General features: G+C 43.0%; 20 protein-coding genes. 12 read left to right on the plus strand and 8 right to left on the minus strand.

The genetic code is table 11. The features are described 5' to 3' along the window. Nucleotides 1-72: 72 nt before the first annotated feature. Both MHH63_RS10360 and MHH63_RS10365 read right to left on the minus strand, forming a co-directional pair. Nucleotides 73-2,160 (minus strand): ABC transporter ATP-binding protein, encoded by a 2,088-nt coding sequence (locus MHH63_RS10360; RefSeq protein WP_076184457.1) that lies wholly within the window; start codon nucleotides 2,158-2,160, stop codon nucleotides 73-75. Between the two features lie 58 nt (nucleotides 2,161-2,218). Further along, a complete protein-coding gene (locus MHH63_RS10365) occupies nucleotides 2,219-3,967 on the minus strand; it encodes an ABC transporter ATP-binding protein (RefSeq protein WP_076184456.1) in 1,749 nt (582 codons plus the stop codon). Between the two features lie 493 nt (nucleotides 3,968-4,460). On the opposite strand from MHH63_RS10365, the gene MHH63_RS10370 reads away from it, so the two are divergent. Further along, nucleotides 4,461-4,778, plus strand: coding sequence for a HesB/YadR/YfhF family protein (locus MHH63_RS10370; RefSeq protein ID WP_036688019.1), 318 nt, complete (start codon nucleotides 4,461-4,463; stop codon nucleotides 4,776-4,778). 112 nt (nucleotides 4,779-4,890) lie between these two features. Here the strand turns inward: MHH63_RS10370 and MHH63_RS10375 are convergent, their stop codons facing one another. Further along, a complete protein-coding gene (locus MHH63_RS10375; protein ID WP_038571616.1) occupies nucleotides 4,891-5,406 on the minus strand; it encodes a hypothetical protein in 516 nt (171 codons plus the stop codon). Nucleotides 5,407-5,528: 122 nt separating this feature from the next. Here MHH63_RS10375 and MHH63_RS10380 point away from each other — a divergent pair, with 122 nt between their 5' ends. The 3 genes from MHH63_RS10380 to MHH63_RS10390 all read left to right on the plus strand — a co-directional run bounded on the left by MHH63_RS10380 (nucleotide 5,529) and on the right by MHH63_RS10390 (nucleotide 8,914). After that, entirely contained in the window at nucleotides 5,529-7,277 is a 1,749-nt protein-coding gene (locus MHH63_RS10380) for an ABC transporter ATP-binding protein (protein WP_076128337.1), read from the plus strand. Nucleotides 7,278-7,467: 190 nt separating this feature from the next. Continuing rightward, nucleotides 7,468-7,986 (plus strand): sigma-70 family RNA polymerase sigma factor, encoded by a 519-nt coding sequence (locus tag MHH63_RS10385; protein WP_076128340.1) that lies wholly within the window; start codon nucleotides 7,468-7,470, stop codon nucleotides 7,984-7,986. Next, nucleotides 7,979-8,914, plus strand: coding sequence for a DUF4179 domain-containing protein (locus MHH63_RS10390; RefSeq protein WP_076128342.1), 936 nt, complete (start codon nucleotides 7,979-7,981; stop codon nucleotides 8,912-8,914). The genes MHH63_RS10385 and MHH63_RS10390 overlap by 8 nt, the downstream gene beginning before the upstream one ends. 70 nt (nucleotides 8,915-8,984) lie before the next feature. On the opposite strand, the gene MHH63_RS10395 is transcribed toward MHH63_RS10390, so the two are convergent. Both MHH63_RS10395 and MHH63_RS10400 read right to left on the minus strand, forming a co-directional pair. Next, the gene (locus tag MHH63_RS10395) at nucleotides 8,985-9,428 is read right to left on the minus strand and encodes a DUF441 domain-containing protein (protein ID WP_036688009.1); all 444 of its coding nucleotides are present in this window, start codon (nucleotides 9,426-9,428) and stop codon (nucleotides 8,985-8,987) included. A gap of 1 nt (nucleotide 9,429) precedes the next feature. Next, nucleotides 9,430-10,434: a YpdA family putative bacillithiol disulfide reductase gene (locus MHH63_RS10400; RefSeq protein WP_341171470.1), complete on the minus strand. Its 1,005-nt coding sequence runs from the start codon at nucleotides 10,432-10,434 to the stop codon at nucleotides 9,430-9,432. Between the two features lie 179 nt (nucleotides 10,435-10,613). Between MHH63_RS10400 and MHH63_RS10405 the strand changes: the two genes are divergently transcribed. The 4 genes from MHH63_RS10405 to rsgA all read left to right on the plus strand — a co-directional run bounded on the left by MHH63_RS10405 (nucleotide 10,614) and on the right by rsgA (nucleotide 14,091). Continuing rightward, nucleotides 10,614-11,210, plus strand: a complete 597-nt coding sequence (locus MHH63_RS10405; protein WP_036688006.1) for a DUF2087 domain-containing protein — start codon at nucleotides 10,614-10,616, stop codon at nucleotides 11,208-11,210. A gap of 120 nt (nucleotides 11,211-11,330) precedes the next feature. Further along, nucleotides 11,331-11,786, plus strand: coding sequence for a DUF3939 domain-containing protein (locus tag MHH63_RS10410; protein ID WP_036688004.1), 456 nt, complete (start codon nucleotides 11,331-11,333; stop codon nucleotides 11,784-11,786). A 160-nt stretch (nucleotides 11,787-11,946) separates the two neighbouring features. Continuing rightward, entirely contained in the window at nucleotides 11,947-12,618 is a 672-nt protein-coding gene (locus MHH63_RS10415) for an HAD family hydrolase (protein WP_341171471.1), read from the plus strand. Between the two features lie 381 nt (nucleotides 12,619-12,999). Next, entirely contained in the window at nucleotides 13,000-14,091 is a 1,092-nt protein-coding gene (rsgA, locus tag MHH63_RS10420; protein ID WP_076133795.1) for a ribosome small subunit-dependent GTPase A, read from the plus strand. Nucleotides 14,092-14,194: 103 nt separating this feature from the next. Here the strand turns inward: rsgA and MHH63_RS10425 are convergent, their stop codons facing one another. Next, on the minus strand, nucleotides 14,195-14,821 hold the full coding sequence (locus tag MHH63_RS10425) for an FMN-dependent NADH-azoreductase (RefSeq protein ID WP_076128352.1): 627 nt from the start codon (nucleotides 14,819-14,821) through the stop codon (nucleotides 14,195-14,197). Between the two features lie 122 nt (nucleotides 14,822-14,943). On the opposite strand from MHH63_RS10425, the gene MHH63_RS10430 reads away from it, so the two are divergent. Then, nucleotides 14,944-15,171 (plus strand): hypothetical protein, encoded by a 228-nt coding sequence (locus tag MHH63_RS10430; protein WP_038571602.1) that lies wholly within the window; start codon nucleotides 14,944-14,946, stop codon nucleotides 15,169-15,171. A 1,455-nt stretch (nucleotides 15,172-16,626) separates the two neighbouring features. Then, nucleotides 16,627-16,764, plus strand: coding sequence for a hypothetical protein (locus tag MHH63_RS10435; protein WP_340393812.1), 138 nt, complete (start codon nucleotides 16,627-16,629; stop codon nucleotides 16,762-16,764). Between the two features lie 505 nt (nucleotides 16,765-17,269). Here the strand turns inward: MHH63_RS10435 and MHH63_RS10440 are convergent. Then, a complete protein-coding gene (locus tag MHH63_RS10440; protein ID WP_036687997.1) occupies nucleotides 17,270-17,509 on the minus strand; it encodes a hypothetical protein in 240 nt (79 codons plus the stop codon). A 142-nt stretch (nucleotides 17,510-17,651) separates the two neighbouring features. On the opposite strand from MHH63_RS10440, the gene MHH63_RS10445 reads away from it, so the two are divergent. Then, nucleotides 17,652-18,332: a hypothetical protein gene (locus MHH63_RS10445; RefSeq protein ID WP_076184452.1), complete on the plus strand. Its 681-nt coding sequence runs from the start codon at nucleotides 17,652-17,654 to the stop codon at nucleotides 18,330-18,332. On the opposite strand, the gene MHH63_RS10450 is transcribed toward MHH63_RS10445, so the two are convergent. Next, a complete protein-coding gene (locus tag MHH63_RS10450) occupies nucleotides 18,319-20,022 on the minus strand; it encodes an alpha-amylase family glycosyl hydrolase (RefSeq protein WP_341171472.1) in 1,704 nt (567 codons plus the stop codon). The two genes, MHH63_RS10445 and MHH63_RS10450, sit on opposite strands and share 14 nt — an antisense overlap. A 271-nt stretch (nucleotides 20,023-20,293) precedes the next feature. On the opposite strand from MHH63_RS10450, the gene MHH63_RS10455 reads away from it, so the two are divergent. After that, nucleotides 20,294-21,316 carry an ABC transporter substrate-binding protein gene (locus MHH63_RS10455; RefSeq protein ID WP_038571597.1) on the plus strand — a complete coding sequence of 341 codons (1,023 nt, stop codon included), beginning with the start codon at nucleotides 20,294-20,296 and terminating at the stop codon, nucleotides 21,314-21,316. The last annotated feature ends 11 nt before the right edge of the window (nucleotides 21,317-21,327 follow it).

Consider the following 21,327-nt stretch of genomic DNA (forward strand, 5'->3'; position numbering starts at 1 on the left):
ATACAGAACATCTGTTCTAAGATCAAGCAGGAAAAAACCCTGAATCACAATGAAGTGACTCAGGGTTGTAAATTACATTTTCTCAAGAGAGGGTTGCAAGTTTCCGAGTGCTGGACGGTTGCTTGCGCCAGCGTTATCGTCAGAGCTGTTAGCAGCAGCACCTACTTGCAGCTGGTACATACGGAAGTATCTTCCGCCAAGCGCCATCAGTTCATCATGGCTGCCGCGTTCTACGATCTCTCCGTGATGCAGGACTAGAATCTGATCTGCACTGCGAATCGTGGATAAGCGGTGAGCGATGATGAAAGTGGTGCGTCCTTTTTTGAGAACTTCCAGCGCATCCTGAATGACGCTTTCCGTTTCTGTATCGATGTTGGAGGTAGCTTCATCTAGAATGAGAATAGCTGGGTCAAAGGAGAGAGCTCTCGCAAAAGAAATCAATTGCCGCTGACCCGCAGATAAAGTACTTCCTTTTTCGATGACAGGTTCATCAAATCCTTGTGGAAGATGAGCGAGTAACTTATCCGCACCAACCTCACGCAAAGCACGTTCTACCCGTTCACGGGAAATTCGTTCATCCCCTAGGCTGACGTTCGAAGCAATGGTGCCCGTGAAGAGGTACGGATCCTGCAGCACGATGCCCATGTGATTCCGCAGCCACTGCTTCGGAATATCCGTAACCTTTTGACCGTCAATCGTAATATCGCCTTTTTGTGGATCATAGAACCGGAACAGCAGATTGATGATTGAGCTTTTGCCGGAACCCGTATGACCTACAAGAGCGACAGTTTCACCCGGGCGTGCTTCAAAGGAGATATCGCGCAGGACGTAGTCTTTTTTATAAGCAAAAGATACATTCTTAAATTCCACTTTCCCTTTGTAGCGTGGCATGGAGCCGTCCGTAACATTCTCTCCAGGTTCATCCATAAGCGTAAACACACGTCCTGCAGATACCATAGAAGTATCCAGGTTCGCCAACTGGTTCACCATGCCTGTGATAGGCTGGAACAAACGTCCGAGCACATCGACAAAGGCATACAGAACGCCTAAGGATACAAAGGTTGAACCAGTAATACTGCCATGTCCGAAATACCAAAGCACCATCACAAAAGAGAGACTGCGAAGTGAGTTCACCAGATTGTGGGACGTGAAAGCATTCAGATTTAACATTTTATTCTGATATTTCAAGTAATCATCGTTCAGGTTCTCAAATTCTGCACTAAGCTGCTTCTGACGGCGGAATATCCGGACGATTGACATCCCCTGAATCGATTCATTAATAATGGCGTTAATTTCACTTAGACGTGAGCGAATGATCGTATTGTATTTGGTCGCAATTTTGCGATAGAGCACGATCCATAACACAAGAATAGGTACAATGAACAAGCTGATCAGACCCAGACGGACATCAAGTAAGAACAGAGCGATATATACGCCAGTTATATTGATAATACCGGTGCTGAAATTGGAGAGGACGGCAATGAATAGATCCTTAATCGCCTCGGTATCATTTGTAACCCGCGACACTACCTTACCAGCAGGCAAATTGTCAAAAAAATGAACGGGTAGTCGCTGGATATGCGCGTATACATCTGTCCGCAGCTTCCGGATTACCTGATTCGCCGAAGATTGCAGCCAATAGGTTTTTCCGAATTCAGCAAAGATGGAGATTACAAGAAAAATAGCATACATTCCGACCAACTGATAGATTCCAGGAAGCTCGGGTTTGTAAAAAGCGAACAGCTCATCGGCCGACAGCTTAACCGCGGGATAGATAACTTCGTTATCACCACGGGTGATATGCATCTCTCCATCGATGAACTTTCGTTCACCGTCAGGCTGTGTTACAGCTTCGTTAATAAAATAGAAACTTCTCCCTGCTTGAAGAACACGAATTTCTTGGCCTTTAGTTTCACCAGGCTCAAAGCGATCGCCGCGTTTGTATAAATTATTGTTATATTCAGCCGCCTTATCGGGAGACGTGGTGCTGAAATAGGGCTTCTCGATGGCCAGCATGTGATTGTCGATCATGCTTTTGGCTATAAATGGACCTGCCAGCTCTGCCGCTACCCCGATTGAAAGCAGCAGAAGGGCTGCGATAAAGGTTTTCTTTGCGGTCAATGCATATTCCAGCAGGCGTTTGCCTGTACTTTGTGTCAACCGTGACACCTCCTAAAATGTTTTGCGTAGTCGTAGCTCGTTTATTTATGGTTATAGTTTAATCATTTGATAAGTTATTTTCGACTTGCTGCCGATCATATTGTTCACGGTACCAGCCATTCAAATCCAATAGTTCCTGATGTGTACCTCGCTCAACGATTTGTCCGTTATCCAGTACAACAATCATGTCGGCATGTTGGACGGCAGAAAGACGGTGAGTAGAGATTAATGTGGTTTTTCCGGCACGTTCATTCCGGATATTGTCGATAATCTGAGCTTCCGTACGAGCGTCAACGGCTGATAAGGCATCGTCCAGAATAAGAATATCAGGATTAGCGATAAAAGCTCTGGACAGAGAGACACGTTGCTTTTGTCCACCGGAGAGAGATACACCACGTTCACCCACTAGAGTATCCAGACCATCGGACAATGTGCCCAGGTCGTTCTGGAAAGCGGCAGCTGTAATGGCTTGCATAATCGTATCGTCATCGGCGTTGTCTAGACCAAACTGAATGTTTTGCCGAACGGATTTGGAGAAAAGGATTTGCTCTTGTGGAACATAACCCATCCAGCTATGCAGCTGATCCAGGGAAATCTGTTGAATAGGCACGCCAGAGATAAGGATTTCTCCATTACCTGTCGGATATTCGCGGAGCAATTGTTTGAGCAGTGTAGATTTCCCGCTTCCTGTACGCCCGACTACACCTAATGTCTGCCCTTGGTTCAGGGTTAGGTTGACATGGGTTAGATTGTCTATCGTCGAAGAAGGATAACGGAAAGTCACATCGTTAAGCTCGATTCGAGTAGGGTGGGGAACTTGAACGGGATGGGCAGCATTTTGAACATCGGGTTTGGAGTTTAACGTCTCGTCGATACGTTCGAGGGAAGCTCCACCACGCTGCATAATGTTGATCAATTCTCCAATAGCGAACATCGGCCATACAATCATACCGAGGTACATATTAAAGGAGACTAGATCACCCAGTGTGATCTGATTGCGGAATACAAGGTATATCCCATAAGTAAGACCAATAATGTAGCTGAGTCCGACGCAGAAGCGGATGGTTGGTTCGAAGAAAGCATCGACACGAGCTACGGCCATATTTTTGTTGTAAACATCTTCAGTAATATCCGAGAAACGTTTTTCATCAAGACGCTCTTGGACATAAGCACGGATTACGCGCACACCAGAGACAGATTCGAGCACTTGGTCATTCATATCTCCGAATGCATCCTGCGCTAAGCTGTACCGATCATGAATAGCTTTACCATAAAAAATCATAGCTATTGCAATTAGGGGTAATGGTAATACTGCTGCAAGGGTCAATTTCCAACTCACGAGAAAGCCCATCGCAAACAGCACAACCGTGAGGTAGATTGTAGAATCCACCAGTGTAAGCATCCCGAATCCTACGGTAGCTGAGACGGCTCTGATATCATTGGTTGCCCGGGCCATGAGGTCACCAGTTCTATTTTTTTCGAAGAACGAAGGTGTCATAGTCATAAGATGATTCATAAATCGGGAGCGCAGCAGGCGCTCAACAAGGTTGGAACCTCCGAAAAGTTTGTGCATCCATATGTAGGTAATCCAATAAATAACTAGCAGCAAAATGAATATCATGCCGATATATTTGGCAAGCGAAGCTGTAGTAATCGAACCGCGTACTATGTCGTCAATGGCATTGCCTAGCAGACGTGGAGGGAGTAATTCAAGAACGCCCACACCTATGAGTAATATGAGTCCAATCAGGTAACGCCTTTTTTCTCGGCGAAAAAACCAGCCGAGATCGCGAAGAACAGAGAACAAGTAAATCCCTTCCTTTCAGGTTGTAATGATTGCTTGTGATGCTGATAAAAGCGCAAGTGATTATCTCTTCAGCAAACAAAAAAGGCATATCATCCGAAAACGGACGATATGCCTGTAATTTACAGCTATCATGCGCACGGTGCGTTACAGCACCAAGCATGTGAGAGACCTTCAAGAACTAAAGTTATACGGTCCATAAGACTCGCAAAAACTTCAGGATGGCTTAATCACTTGGGCTGCTTCGGTATTCGGTTGAGTAAAAATTCCAACAATAGTAAAATAATATGGCTGTAACTTCGTAAACACCGCGCTCACCCCTTTCATTAATTTGGTAATAACTAGAAGACGTTTAGTTATGTTCAGAGTTTATCATCCGGTTCGCGAATTTGTCAAACTTAATTTTAAATGGATTGGGAAATCATTAATTGCATAAAGTTGTTTGAATATCGACTTATTTTCGTTATGATTAGAATATACAAAGGAGCTGAGAGAAATGAACATGGAAATTAGTCAAGCAGCGGCAGCTTGGTTTAAGAGAGAATTGGACCTTAAGAATGGAGACTATATTCGTTTATTTCCCCGTTATAGCTCGGGAGGTGGACTTCACCCCGGTTTTTCGCTGGGCATTGCTACAGAAGCACCTGGGCGTCCAGCTATTCAGGTCAAACAGGATGATATTGTGTTCTATATGGAGGAGCAGGACTTATGGTATATGGAAGGTTATGACCTATCTATCGTATACTCTGAGTCAGAGGATGACATTGAATATAAGTACGAACCAAAGCCGGTATCCGGCGAAGTGCAGGTATAGTTGTCTTAATGATTGTTTATTTTAATCAGGAAAAGCCCTTGCCAAAAGGCAGGGGCTTTTCAAATGCTGTCTTTAAAATGAGGGTATTCCAGTTGGAAATACATAGGTGTTATCAGTGCAAATTGCGAGAGGTTTCTTCCTCCAGAGCGAAGTCGAAGTCGTCAATATCGTACACCTGAACTGGAACTCCACCCTCGATGATCCGTTGAATCAATTCAAATTGATCCGTTAGGATAGGTACTTTCTCACGTTGTGAGGACAGCAGAAGCTCTGTTTCGATGGGATCGAACATCTCACCGTAGACAGCGGTATCCATACTGTTAATGATGGTGATTTTGGATTGCCCGCCAAGGAGAATACCTGAGCTTTTCGCCCAAGGCACAGCTAAACAGCGGTTGATCTTCTTCGCGTTGAGCGGTTCTTCAAAATAAGCAATGAGCTCACTTATCTTCAACTTAACATGCTTGTCGTCGTCCGGACGGTTCATCAACGGATCATCGCTGTCTCGCAGTTCGTATAGTTCCATCACGGTAGTATAAGGCACTATATATTCTACAGGGCTGCTCGATACGAGAAGCTGGCCGTAAATCGCCATCATGACGGCTTCCGTCACAAATTGTCTAGACATCGTTATCCTCCTGAAGTTCGGTACTGCAATTGTACTTATGATCTAAAATTATAAAAACACTGTAGAGAGCAAAAGTCAACTGTACTTAGCAACTCACTAAAGAGAAGGGACAGAATATTCCTGTGAAGCAATGGAAATCATATTTTACTTTTGTACGACCTTATATGAAATTGATTGTGTTTACGCTGTTTATCGGCATGATCAAATTCAGTATTCCGCTAACACTGCCAATGATTCTGAAATACGTGGTCGATGACCTCCTAATGAACCCGAGCATGGGGATTGAGGAACGGGTATCACATTTGATGCTTATTTTGGGTGGTGCCTTAATTTTATTTGTTATCGTAAGAGGGCCCGTAGAGTATTATCGCCAATACTTTGCTCAGCTTATCACAAGTAAAGTGTTGTTCGATATGCGAAATAAGCTTTACAGTCATTTACAGCGGCTGTCACTGCGGTATTATCAGAATACCAAGGTGGGAGAAGCCATCTCCAGATTTATTAACGATGTTGAGCAGACCAAAAATTTGGTCGAAGTCGGCATGATGAATGTATGGCTCGACACGTTCACACTAGTTTTTGCTTTGGGATTTATGTTTTATTTAAATCCGGTGCTGGCGCTCGTGTCTATCTCGGTATTACCTTTTTACGCAATTGCAGTTAACAAATTGTATAAGCGGCTTAAGCTGTTAACGAAAGATCGTTCCCAAGCTCTGGCTGGCATTCAAGGTTATCTCCATGAACGGATTCAAGGGATATCAATCATCCGCAGCTTTACGATGGAAAAAGTGGATCAGAAGCAGTTTGAGGACATCAACGGTAACTTTCTTAAAAAAGCGATGGCGCAAACCCGCTGGAATGCTATGACCTTCGCAATTATTAATACATTAACGGATATAGCACCTCTTTTGGTCATCGGATATGGTGGTTATCAGGTCATTCATGGCAATTTGACAGTAGGTACCTTTGTAGCTTTCTTTGGCTATCTGGACCGGATGTATTCCCCGCTGCGGAGATTGATTAATTCCTCGACGGTGCTTACGCAAGCCTCTGCTTCTCTTGAACGGGTGCTTGAGCTGCTGAATGAGCCTTATGATATTGTAGACAAGCCGGGAGCAAAAGTGCTAAAGGATTCACGTGGTGAGATTGCTTTTGAGAATGTATGGTTTAAATATAACGAAGAGAATGATTGGGTCTTAAAAGATATTAATCTGAGTATTCAGCCCGGACAGACCATTGCGTTCGTCGGAATGAGCGGTGGAGGAAAGTCCTCCCTTATAAGCTTGATCCCGAGATTCTATGACATCAGTAAAGGCAGCCTTCAAATGGATGGTTATGATATACAGGAATTAACACAGGAAAGCTTGCGTAGGTCTGTCGGCATGGTCCTGCAAGATAATTTCTTATTCAGCGGATCTGTGCGTGAGAATATTTTGTTCGGTAATCCTAATGCCACGGAAGAAGAGGTCATTTCAGCAGCAAAAGCTGCCAATGCGCATGATTTTATTGAGCAGCTGCCACTGGGTTATGAGACAGAAGTGGGAGAACGTGGTGTTAAGCTATCCGGAGGACAGAAGCAGCGGGTTGCTATCGCAAGGGTATTTCTCAAGGATCCGAAGGTTCTTATATTAGACGAAGCTACTTCGGCGCTGGATCTGGAATCGGAGCATTTAATTCAACAAGCGCTGCAGTCTCTTTCTTCGGAACGTACTACACTAATTGTAGCGCATAGACTGTCAACGATTACACATGCGGATCAGATTGTCGTACTTGAGAATGGTGAAATTACTGAACGGGGTACGCATGAACAGCTGATGGCGATAGAGGGTAGTTATGCGCGATTATTTAACGTACAGCATTTAGACGCTTAATATTTTTTTGGGAAAATACTTGAACACCTTAGTGGTCCTCTCGAAAGAGAAGGCCACTTTTTTTGAATTCCAATCAGGGTGGCGGCACACAGTAACTTATACTATGGCAAAAATTCTAAACGGAATCTGAGTCTTTTCGGAGATCATGTGCGTCTAAAGCTTATAATCATCATGAAAGGAAGTGAGGAACGTGAATAAAACCACGCTTGAGGAAAAGGCGATAGCAGGTGATGAAGACAGCTTTACTGCGCTTATTGACGGCATGCAGGAGCGTTTATACCGAATGGCCTACTCCTATGTGCGGAATCAAGAGGATGCACTGGAGATTGTGCAGGAGACCGTCTTCAAAGCCTATATCTCCATTCATAAATTGAAGCAACCGCAATATTTTAAAACTTGGCTCACCAAGATCGCTGTCAACTGTGCGCTGGACTTTATCCGTAAATCTAAAAAAATCGTGTATATAGATCAAGAGCTGGGAGGCAGCTATGCTCCGAAATCTAGGGAAGAAGTTATGGACTTGCATGAAGCGCTCAGCGGCCTTGATGAAAAATCAAGAATGGTGATTGTGATGAGATATTTGGAGGACTTGCCCATAAAGGAAATTGCAGAAGTTCTCGATATGCCCCTGAGCAGTGTCAAAACCGTTATTTATAGAGGTTTGGAAAAATTAAAAATAAGTATGGAGGAGAGTGAGTACTTTGGATAAGCAACTAGAACGTCTACAGCAAGCCTATAATGAGATTGAAATTCCTAAAGAACTATCATTCGCTTCTCGTAAAGGAATTGAAAGAGGGAAAATCTATAAACAGAAAAATAGTTCTTCAAAACGTGCCTTGAAATGGACAGGATCAGTAGCTGCGGCTGTATTGATTTCTTTTACGGTGGGTGTAAATACGGTTCCTGCTTTTGCGAGTAGTATGGATCAAATACCGGTTCTAGGTAAGCTGGTCAGTGTTCTGCAATTTACGGAAGGAAGTGCAGGTGGTGGAACCATTCAGGATGGAGTAGATGTGAACTTTATTTCGGTGAAACAATTGAAGAATAGCGATCAATTGATTTTGAATTTTGCAAATCCAGATGAAACACAACAGTTAGCAAGCTCATATAACGTAAAGTTTACGGAAAATCCGGCAACAATGACGATTACAGTAAGTGGGGCGAGAAAATTCTCAGCAGTCAAAGATCTGGAGACATTAAAACAAAGCCGATATGTCCAGGATGCTTATCCACTAATTACGCTAGATGATTCGGCTATTCGGTTCAATGTCACGCTTACGGACTCGGTTGCTTATGAGGTAAAGGAATATAAAGAGCCAGCACAGGTAGTGATTACGTTAAAAGAGAAAGGAGACGAAGTAAAAGGGGGCTCTGTATATTCGTTAAGAACGGTCTCACAGCCTTCTGGTGAGGCGCTGGGTATGGCTGAAGAAATGTTATATGGGTTAGAGGATGTGCGGATGTTAAAGGATGAGAAGGGCTTATATCTCGTGGAAGCAGGATATTTTAATACAGAAGAAGAGGCTTTGAAGCAGTTGCAGAAAATTAAGACAGAGTATGGCGTTGAAGATTTATTAGTCGTTGAAAAAAGAGCGGTGCAGCAAATTCCGCAGTCCATTTCTCAGGTGGAGGAATAGTGATGTAGTGGCTTCTATAAAAGGCACAATAAAAAAGACCGCCAAAAGCGGTCTTTTTTGTGCTGTTCTATTACATTTTGCCGATCATAAGTGATAAAATGCCGGCTGCGATCAGCGGTCCGACCGGAACGCCTTTAAATAACGCAACCCCAATCACCGTGCCAATCAGCAGACCTGCAACAACTGTGGGTTGGTTGGTCATGAGCGTAGCACCGCGGCCTCCAAGAAAAGCGACGAGAATGCCAATAGCGATAGCAAGCAAGGACTTCCAGTGCAAGAAGGATTGACCGACTGTCTGCAGCGATATTTTGCCGCTGGCTAATGGGGTCATGACCCCGATGGTCAGGATGATAATCCCGATGGTTAAACCGTATTTTTCTAGCCAAGGAAAAGTTTGCTGTAAGCCAAGTACTCTTAGCAGTAGTAGGACGACCATTGCTATTGTTACAGGGGAATTGCTGCTGATAATTCCAAGCGCTGCAAGTCCAAGCAAAAGCAAAGAGGTCATGTCCATCTTAATGTTTCAACTCCTTAGGATTAGAACTTTCTTTTGACACAATGTGATCTGCAATAAGCTTACCATGCCCTCTTCCGGTCTCAATAAACACTTCGTTAGCATTGCGGCCGGAGGCGATTACTCCAGCAACATACAACCCTGGAACATTACTTTCCATGGTAGAGGTGTTAAAAGCAGGCTTATCCATGTCGTCATCCATGATCACACCCGCTGAAGTGAGGAGGGTACGGCTCGGACGGAAGCCAGTCAAGGCAAGAACGAAATCATTATCCAATGCTTTCTTGTCCCCCTTATGATCCGTAACAATTACTGAGCTTGCAGTAATTTCAGTGACACGCGAGCCTAAGTGCAGAGTGATTTTCCCTTTTTGCACCATGCCTTCAAAGATTGGCCGAACCCAAGGTTTAATATTCTCTGAGATGCTTTCACCACGATATACCATATCTACCGTAGCTCCTACACGCATAAGCTCCAGTGCTGCATCTACTGCGGAATTACTGCCGCCAATTACAGTTACCTTCATTCCCGTGTAAGGATGGGCTTCACCGAAATAATGAGTAACTTTAGGTAGTTCTTCACCTGGAATGCCAATCATATTTGGCTGATCAAAATAACCTGTTGCTATAACTACATTTGCAGTGATACGTTTCTGATGCTCACCACGCATATTTGACGTATGTACGGCAAAGGTTCCATCTTCAAGCGGTTCAATGGATAATGCTTCTTCATAAGCGGCGATCTCTAGACCATATTGCTCGGCGGCTCGGCGATAATAGACAAGCGCTTCATGACGGTAAGGCTTGTCGTTGGTCGAAGTGAAAGGAACATCCCCGATTTCTAATAACTGAGCCGTACTGAAAAATTGCATATTTGTTGGATACAAATAAATGGAGTGCACAATAAAGCTTTTTTCAATGATAAGGCTGGACAGATCTTGGCGTTGGCATTCAATAGCTGCCGAGAGGCCGCAAGGACCTGCACCGATAATAATGACATCTTTCATAAAGCGGGTTACCTCCTGATTGTTACTATCTTTTCTTTAAATCCTACCCTAAATTCATGAATTTTTCCATAAGAGCAGATTGAGTATAATAACCATTGCAAGAACAACGTTGATTATTATATAATTAGATATATATCTAATGTATCAATGTATTGTGAAATTCTAGGAGCGTGAACCCAGTGCAGTTGGAGAAAATCGTGAGTTATCATAAAGCTTTAGCTGATCCAACGCGTCTTCGCTTATTGTTGCTTCTGTCCCAAGGAGAAATGCATGGGCAAGCGCTGGCTGAGAAGTTGAATTTATCGCAGCCTACAGTCACTCATCATGCGGCTAAATTACGTGAAGCGGCTCTAATAAAGGAAAGACGCGACAAAAATACAGTTTACTTTAAGTTGAATCCGGAGTTTATCAATAATGGGGCTGAAGCTTCACTGCAATTTATTTTTTCGAAAGGAGCTGAGAATATGGAAGAGCAATTGCCTGAGAATAGTCTTCAGGATACTGTAATTCGTAATTTTTTCTCTAAAGATGGCCGGCTGCGGCAAATTCCCGCACAATACAAGAAGAAATTGATAGCGCTTCAATACATGGTTGAGAAGCTAGAGCCAGGTGTTGTTTATACGGAAAAGGAAATCAATGAGTTTATTAAGCAGTTTCATGAAGATTTTGCCACTATTCGTCGTGAATTCATCATGCATCAGTTTATGTATCGTGAGAAGGACAAGTATGAACTAAATCCTCGAGAAGTATGGACTCGGTGGGAATATGTCAAATAATGATCTTTTAAATATTAACATTCTGTGTCGATTTGAAATGTACTGATTAATTATTCGAATTTCGAATAAAATGGAATTGTAAGCGTTATCTGAGACATATTTAGAAAGGAGACTTTCGTTATGTTATTTAAACGCACAAAAAAGCAACCCAAATCAGATCATGTAACCGTCACATTACCTCAAGTGAAACAGGCGATTCGAAAGTTCGAAGAAGATATGCCTGGACCTATTAATAGAACAGCATTAATCTTAGAGGACAAAAGAATCGATATGAGTCGTCTGAAACGTTATTTGGGTGGAATACCCGAACGGAATTTCTATATGTCTCGAGAGACCTATGAAATTTTCGAGGAAGAAGACAAGTTAGTACCGTATTATCTTGATTTAGTTCAGGCTGCTGTAGACAGTTATATTAGTGATACAGGCAAGCTACCACTGCTTGAAGACACCTGGTTGCCAGAGGTTCATTATCGGTTGTTATCTACAGAAAGTTATCTAAAAGAAACACCTCCTTTTCCGTTGTATATTACGGATGAAGAAATGATGCTGACCCATCGGGCAGAGCATTTCGAGTAAAGGAATGACGTAGATATGAATCTTCACAAAGACTGTTCAGTAAAAGGGAAGCCACAAATCCTTTTTGTTGAATAGTCTTTTCTTTGTCTCTAAAGGCATAGTACAATTACATTCTGTAGGTTAGGTTTGAAAATTAACAGCATGTAAGGGGAATTGCTTGATGAAGGATGTACAAGCTATTTTATTTGATCTGGACAATACTTTAATGGATCGCGACTATACATTTCGCAGCTTTAGCACTCAGTTCGTGCAGGATTTTCTTGGGCATCTTGAACCTGCGGAAGCGCAGGCCGTGATCGAGGATATGATCCACAGAGACGCTGATGGCTACCGTGATAAAGACGGATTTTTTTTAGAACTTAGTAAGATCCTGCCTTGGGAAAAGCCTGTGTCGGCTGAACATATCCGAGCGTATTATGATGCGAGCTACATCAATCATGGTGCAGCCATGGAGCATGCTTTGGAGATTCTGGAGTATTGCGTGGAGCGTGGATATACTTTGGGGCTGGTCACCAACGGTAAAAAAGAAATCCAGAACACCAAAATTGATATTCTCGGCCTGCGAGAGTACTTCAAGGCTATTGTTATATCTGGAGAAGTTGGCATTGCGAAGCCTGATCCTGCGATTTATCAATTAGCTTTAGACAGGCTGGGTGCCTCTGCGGATCAAACCTTGTTTATAGGGGATCATCCGATAAATGATATCTGGGGGGCAGGTAAGGCTGGCCTTGAAGGGATATGGCTGCAAAGGAAACATCCTTGGGATGATCAGCTGGACATCCAACCTTGGAAAATGATCCGTGAGCTGAAAGAATTAAAGGCTATTTTGTAATCTGGAAAATTTGGGGTTGACATTTTACTGCTGCACCAATTATGATAACAGCATCTTAAATTTCGGAAGGAGACGATGTTTTATGACAGTTTTAAATGTAATGAACTCAACTGTTGTGGATACGTGTCTTCCGGGAACAGCTGCTGCCGAATAATTGATTCGTGCAGTTTAGCAGGTAAGCTCAATTACGCTTATTAGAGCCACCGGGAACCGTATAGGGTCCGGTGGCTTTTTTGCGTGTATAGAAAGATTGGATTTGGTGTAATAAATCCACATGTCTATATACCGCCGCCGGAGTCTTTATTTCCGGCGGCTTTTTGTGTTCTCGGAAAACGCCAAGGGGCAAGAAAAAACATAAACATATCTTTTAGGAGGAAATGAATGAATAGCATAAAGCAATATGGTTGGAATGAAAACTGGAGTACAAAATGGAATGAAAAGTGGAGTCATGCAGAGGATAAACAATTTATTCCCGGGAGAATCGTTGGTGACTTTGGCAGTAAGTACAAGGTGTTAACTGATGTAGGAGAGACGTGGGGAGAGCTTGCCGGGAAGCTGAGACACACATTTGTAGCCTCGGGTGATTTTCCTGCCATTGGAGACTGGGTAGCATTGGCGATGCAAGATGGCGGCGAGCATGGAATCATACATGGCGTATTGCCTCGGCAGAGTGTGATCTCACGCAAGGTCGCAGGAAATACACAAGATGAGCAAATTGTTGCCTCCAATGTAGACACATTATTTCTGGTCAGCGCGTTGAATGATGACTTTAATGTTCGCCGGATGGAGAGATATCTGATCATGGCTTGGAATAGTGGGGCAAATCCAGTTATTCTACTCACTAAAGCGGATCTTTGTCCGGATGCAGACAGTAAAATCGCTGAAATGGAGAGCGCGGCTCCCGGAGTATCAGTACATGCTGTTAGTGCAATACAAGATGAAGGACGCGAGAAGCTGCTGCCTTACATTGGTGAGGGTCAAACAGTAGCTCTTACGGGCTCTTCCGGTTGTGGGAAGTCGACAATGGTCAACTGGCTATGCGGGAAGAACCTTCAGATTACGCAGGATGTTAGAGAAGGGGATAGCCGCGGACGTCATACTACTACCCACCGTGAACTGTTTGTTTTGCCGGATGGGGGGATCATCGTAGATACACCGGGGATGCGGGAGCTGCAGCTCTGGGAAGATGAAGGTGGTCTTGATCTAGCGTTTAGTGATATCAGCGGTCTAGCTTCTAAGTGCCGGTTTAGCAACTGTAGACATGAACGCGAAGAGGGCTGTGCTGTACTGGAAGCAGTCCAAACAGGTGAACTGGAAGAGAAGAGACTATTCAACTACCGAAAAACACAACGAGAAGTATTGTACCAAAATAATAAAGAAGCCAAGCTTAAGAGAAAAAGCGCGGCTTCCACTAAAGTGAGTTCATCCAGAACCAGAGGATACGGATGGCGTAAAGAGCTGGATGAATATTAAAAAGAATTGATATAACGGCATAGACATTGAAAAAGGGCGCCCCTTAGCTTTTGACAGCTAAGGGGCGCCCTTCATTATTGAATTGAATCTAAACGGTTATGGTTTAGAAGGATGCAGCAGTTTCCTTAGCCAGTTGCAATCCGTTTTCAATGATTTCAGCGGATTGTGCTGGAAGTTGGTTGTGGCCTTCGATGATTACTTGTGTAATATCTTTAATTCCCCACAGGTTAAGGTTACCAACGATGAAGTTTACTGCCATTTCAGCACTTGCTGCAGGACCTTCAGAGTAGATACCGCCTCTTGCATTCAGAACGATTGCTTTTTTACCTGTCAAAAGACCAACTGGACCTTCAGCAGTGTAAGAGAATGTTTTACCAGCTTGGCAAAGGTAATCTACATAAGTGTGCAATACAGCAGGTACAGTCATGTTCCACAGTGGGAAACCGAATACTACCTTATCTGCAGCGATGAACTGATTAAGATATTTATTAACGATAGCGGCACCAGCTGCTTCCTCAGGTGTTGCTTCGTATCCTTGAGCGGCTTTATACATACCAGTGATCAGGGTATTGTCGTAGTATGGAAGTTGCTCTGCGAACAGATCAAGTTCAGTGATTTCATCTTCTGGGTGGTTGAGTTTGTAGCTCTCCAAGAATTCATTGTACAGCTTAACACTTACGGATTGTTCTGCTGGACGGTTGTTTGCTTTAATAAATAGAACTTTAGACATTATGATTTCTCCCTTGCATGTGTGTATTTAATATTAACTATATTTAATATAGCATGTAATCTTTTGTTTGTAAATTATTTTTTTGTTCTTGAAATTTGTTTGCGCTTAAGGAGTTTGAAAAAATGAAAACAAGGTTAATAGGTGATACAAGAGAACAGGAAATAATTTCCTGCCTCTATAAGTTCCAGAATGATCTAAAAGGAGCGATTGACATGTCCATCGATCGGTTTATCATTAAAAAATTGGACAGCTGTCACGAAGAGCATACGCGTCAGAATTTAGTGAAGCTATTTAGACTTCGAATCCAGAAAGCTGAAAAAGCAGAGCAGAAGAATTACAAGATCAGCTGATAATTGCTTAGCTCTTCCTAATAGTAGATTTTTCGCGAGACAGAGTCCTTGGGTTAAAAAAGTCCGTAAATATAGCAGAGCAGTGATCCTCCCGTTAAGGGGGGATCACTGCTCTGCGTTTTTTAGTCCTGGCAGATTGCTTCAGCATAAAGGGGCAGCAAATGAAAGCCAACCTACGACAAACGTCACTTTTGGCAGGTGACATAGTAGGGTCAGGCCACCCGCTACATCTAATCTGATGACCCATGCAAAGTCATTTGTTGAGTTACACACTAAGTCAACTGCTAAGTTACACACTGAGTCAGTCACACGCCAAGTTAACGGCTAAGTTACTAACTGAGTCACATAACTAGTAACGTGTAGGTCACTAACTGAGTCACACATTAAGTCAACCGCTAAACGACTTACTAAGGCACACAACAAATCTCCCGCTGAGTTACCCACTGAGTCACACACCAAGTTAACGGCTAAGTCACCTCACTGACTAACACAACTAATCACCCGCCGGGTAACTCACTGATTGACACAACTAGTCACCTACTGAGTAACACACTGAGTCACAAACCAAGTTAACGGCTAAGTCAGACAACAAATCACTCGCTAAGTGACCTTCCAAGTATCCTCAGCGGCCAACGGACTCAGATGACGCTATATACGAATTTTTAGTCATTAGAGCAAAGTTTCGGACTCCAGCGCAGCTATTCAGCTTTTTGAGGTCGATAATTAGTGTTTTTCGCGCCAATAGTGACTCTGGGGTCCGATAGGATTCCAAATGAGCCCAAAAGTTGCGATTAAGGTCATCTGAGTCCGAAAGCATCCAACTATGAGTTCGAAAGCAGTGGCTATGAGTTCAAAAGCAGCGACTAAAGCTACAACAGTAGTAACTATGTACGCGACAGTAGCAACTAAAGCAAACTAAGTTTCGAATTTAGATTACTGCGGACTCAGATGACGCTATATGCGAATTTATGAGCATCAGAGCAGAGTATCGGACTCCAATGCAGCTATTTAGCTTTTTGAGGTCGATAATTAGTGCTTTTCGCGCCAATAGCGACTCTGGGGTCCGATGGGATTCCAAATGAGCCCAAAAGTTACGATTAAGGTCATCTGAGTCCGAAAGCAGTGGCTATGAGTTCAAAAGCAGCGACTAAAGCTACAACAGTAGCAACTATGTACACGACAGTAGCAACTATGTACACGACAGTAGCAACTATGTACACGATAATAGCAATTAAAGCAAACTGAGTTTCGAATTTAGATTACTGCGGACTCAGATGACGCTATATGCGAATTTATGAGCATTAGAGCAGAGTTTCGGACTCCAGCGCAGCTATTCAGCTTTTTGAGGTCGATAATTAGTGCTTTTCGCGCCAATAGCGACTCTGGGGTCCGATAGGATTCCAAATGAGCCCAAAAGTTACGATTAAGGTCATCTGAGTCCGAAAGCATCCAACTATGAGTCCGAAAGCAGTGGCTATGAGTTCAAAAGCAGCGACTAAAGCTACAACAGTAGTAACTATGTACACGATAGTAACAACTATGTACGCGACAGTAGCAACTATGTACACGACAATAGCAACTAAAGCAAACTGAGTTTCGAATTTAGATTACTGCGGACTCAGATGACGCTATGTGCGAATTTATGAGCATTAGAGCAGAGTTTCGGACTCCAGCGCAGCTATTTAGCTTTTTGAGGTAGATAATTAGTGTTTTTCGAGCCAATAGTGACCCTGGGGTCCGTTAGAATTCCAAATGAGCCCAAAAGTTACGATTAAGGTCATCTGAGTCCGATAGCAGCCGGCTATGGGGATGGCCGGCAAGCAGCAATCCAAACGTGCCATGAAATAGCACAAAATCAGTACAAAGTAGCACCAAGCAGAACCTAGCAGAACCAAGCAGAACCAGCGAACCAAGGTCCCTGACTTTGAGAGTTGAAGCTATGTTTGCGCAAATAGTATCTAAATCAAACGGAGTGTCATTTTTGATCAAGTTAGCATCAAAAAGACAACGGGTCCAAGCAGCACCTCTTGGCTACTTAGGACGTTCCTTATTAGAAAGCTGAGGACAGCAATGTTGTGACAAAAAAACTACCCCTCCATTAATAGAGGGATAGCGCCAATGAATCATTTTCACTGTAACTGTGCAATATAGCTTCAGAGCCTTTAATTTCGATACTAATCAGAGAATTGAGGCATTTCTGGAGGGCACTTTTGCCCTTTTGAATTTTGAGCTCCAGCGTACTGTTAAGTAATCTAAGTACTTTTTGAGTGGGCTGTTTATTTTCTGTTGTGAAATACACAGGTACAAGTTTGTTCTGAAATGTGATGAGCATTCTCATTTTGAAATCACCTCGCTACAAGTATTTCATGTTAATGATCATACCCCTTGTTTCTTAATTTTACCTTAAAATTAGCTTATGATAACATAAAGATTGCTAGTTTAATATACATTTATATGTAATACAGGAAGGATACAATAATGTGAATGAGAAAGAACGAACGGATTTAACGGATTTAACGGAATTTTTATTTCCAGATCGGGTAACCGACCAAGTAGTATTAAATGAATTGTTACATACTGCGTCTACAGCAGAAAGGATAGGTAGATTCAAATATAGAGAGAAGGAGAAAACTAAAGATCTGTGTTTACAAATACATAAGGATAAAATACTAGCCTACTGCAATAATACACCGGACTCTCCTCCGTGTGTGCTGAAGAACAGAGAGGAAACAGAGAGCTTTTGTCTCGAGTTGTTCGAATGTGAGAGAGCGATGGAGCCCTTTGCTCACGGGATTCCGGCGTTACTAATGTCAAAAAAAAGGTTCGAGGAGCTGAAAAAAGGCTCTGATTCCTCTACGGTTCACAGACTCTCAGAGTGTTTAGCTGCAGAGACAGGAGATGATGTCCATTCCAACCATCTTGCACGAGTGATGAAATGCTTCGACGCAGAGGGAGAATTGCGACTCTGTATTTCTAGTGAAAATGGCTGGAAGTTTCAGTATGCTAGCTTCATAAGTGATCATTCAAGTGGCTGGTTGCTGCGAATGAGCAGCGATCCTTCCCAAGACTGGATTGTAGCTCTTCCTATATCGAAAGCACAATTATGTGGTTCTGTGGCAGAGTGGGTATTTCATTCCTCCGCTTTTCCTAGTCCACAATAACCGTTGAATAGGGAGGAAGAGTAAGCTGATCTGAATTTAAGGTCACTTTGTCAGCAGTTGTCTTTTGGATCTTGGTGTAAGAGATACCCTCAACATTTGGATGAAGCGTAATGATTTGTTCATCTCCAGTTAGGTTATGAACAACGAGGAGTTGATCCTCTGTTGTTATACGTTCGTAGGCCATTACCCCTGCATTGCCAGAAGTGTAGTCTCGAATTCCGCCATCACGGAGCGCTGGGACTTCGTTTCTTAACGCAATGAGTTCGCGGTATCTTTTAAGCAGTGAGCTGCTGTCGTTAGTCTGGCTTTCGACATTAATGCTAACATCATCAGCGTTATTGCTGCCGACCTCCCAAGTAGTCTGCCCCTCACCCTGATCCGCTGTCATCCATCTCATGGGCTCACGAATTCCTTCATCTGGTTTTACACCAAGCATTCCTATTTCTTCACCATAATAAATAAAAGGATTTCCAGGTAAGGTTAACAGCAGGGCTGCTGCCATTTTTGCATGATCCAGATTGCCGTCTAATTGACTCATGACTCTGTTTTGATCATGATTTGTCAAAAAAATTGCATCGGTAAAATGGCTATCAGATATTTTGGAGTACAAATTATACGTACGTTCCAGCGTAAAGGCAGTCCCGCTGTCTTTTTCAGTTTTCACGGAATTAATAAGGGTCTCGGCTAACCCAAAGTTAAAGCTAGAGTCGAAAGCTTGATCCAAATAAGCCCCTACGGTGACTGCAGAATTCTCCCATACTTCGCCGACAATATAAGCTTGAGGATTCACTTCATTCATCGCTTTGCGGAAATCCTGCCACCAAGATACATTTTTATTGGTTGTGGCTTGGCTTTTGTCGCTTAGAAGGTCTTCGTATATATGTTTAGCAGCGTCTAAACGGAATCCATCAACCCCTTGTTCCAGCCAAAACTTGCCGATATCTTTCATTTCATTACGAACTTCCGTTTGATCAAAATTTAGATCAGGCATGCCTTCCCAAAAGCCACCTAGATAATGACTACCCAGTAAAGAGTGCCATGCACTGCCACTACCAGCGGCACTAGCTCCATTGGCAGGGCGTCCTTGATCTTCAGCCCATATGTACCATTCGCGATATTTACTGTCCTTATTTTTAGCGGAATCTACGAACCAAGGATGTTCTATGGAGGTATGATTCACGACCAAATCCATAATTACTTTAATCCCACGTTTATGTGCCTCCGTAACGAGCTCTTGTAAATCCTCCATCGTCCCATAATCTGGATTGATTGCACGATAATCTGTCACATCGTAACCATGATAGCTTGGTGAAGGGTTAATAGGCATAAGCCAAATCCCACCGATCCCCAGATCGTCTGTGGTGTCAGGATTTCCGTCATTTAAGTAATCTAATTTTTTGGTAATCCCTTTGAGGTCACCGATGCCATCCCCGTCAGAGTCATAGAATGAACGAACAAAAATCTCATAATAAACCGTTGAGGGCTGTTCGTCAGTGGTAATCGTTTTTGCAGCGGGAGGTGTTGTAGTATTCTGAGCTGTATTTGCTTTTGGCGATGGAGAAGGGGAGGCAGAGGAGGGAATATTGTTATTATTTCCTGAACAACCGGATAGCAGAACGGCAGTTAAGCTAAGAGTCAAAAGTCCGTTTATTGTGTGTTTTTTGGCGATAGATGTTGCTAGTTTATCCATATAAAATAACCCCTTCTGCTGCAATTTTCCTATAAAGGAAATGGTAAGCGCTTTAATTCTTATAGTACTGTAATCAAATCCTCAGGTAAAACGTTTGCACAGATATAAAAACAGCAAATCCAGTGATATTTATCCATAAAATCAATAAAAACCGCTGATATCATGGATATTCTTTTAATTCCCCACGATATTCGGGATTTTAACCTTTCAGTAGGCATGTGCATATGCTTTAAGCAAGGGCGAAGGACCCGGTAAGAAAGGAGAATGAAGAATGAAGATTCGGAAAAAGCTGTCATTGTCGCTCATGATCATTACTTTATGCTTTTCAGTACTTGCCGGTTGCGGCGGAAAGTCAGAGACGGTAAAGGTGAAGATTGGGGAGGTTACCCGCTCTGTCTTTTATGCACCCGAGTATGTTGCCTTGACTCAAGGTTTCTTCAAAGATGAAGGGCTGGATGTAGAACTGCAGACGATTCCCGGTGGAGATAAAACCATGACTGCATTGCTCTCAGGAGCTATTGATGTGGCGTTGGTTGGTTCAGAAACCTCCATTTACGTGTATCAGCAGGGCTCGGATGATCCGGTCATTAATTTTGCACAGCTGACTCAAAGGGATGGAACATTCCTGTTCGCCCGTAAGGCTGATGGAGATTTTAATTGGGATAAAGTGAAGGGCTCTACCTTCCTTGGTCAAAGAAAAGGCGGAATGCCACAAATGGCAGGCGCGTTTACTTTATCTAAAAAGGGAATTGATCCTGCGAAGGATATTACCTTGATCCAAAATATCGATTTTGCTAATATTGCCGGTGCATTTGCTTCAGGTACTGGGGATTATGTGCAGCTGTTTGAGCCGCAGGCCTCTATCTTCGAACGAGAAGACCGGGGAGCTGTAGTGGCATCGTTTGGGGTGGAGAGCGGTTATTTACCTTATACGGTATTCATGTCAAAAAACAGCTACATTAGCAAAAATGGAGACACCGTGCAAAAGTTCACTAATGCCATCCAGCGTGCTCAGCTTTGGGTGAAGGAACATAGTCCTGAAGAAATTACGGATGCCATAATAACTTATTTTGATAAAACGGATCGTGACATTGTGATTTCTGCTGTAAAACGTTACAAGGAACAGGACACCTACGCCATTAATCCGGTTGTTGATAATGAGGAATGGAATAATCTGCTAGATGTTATGGACAACGCAGGTGAACTTAAAGAACGTGTTCCAGCAGAAAAGATCGTGAACAATACTTTTGCTGAAAAAGCTGAAAAGACCATAAAGAGCAGTGGCTCTAAATAAGAGAGATAAGA

The sequence above is a fragment of the Paenibacillus sp. FSL H3-0310 genome (genome assembly GCF_038002785.1).
In the GTDB taxonomy this organism is placed as follows: Bacteria; Bacillota; Bacilli; order Paenibacillales; family Paenibacillaceae; genus Paenibacillus_AQ; species Paenibacillus_AQ odorifer.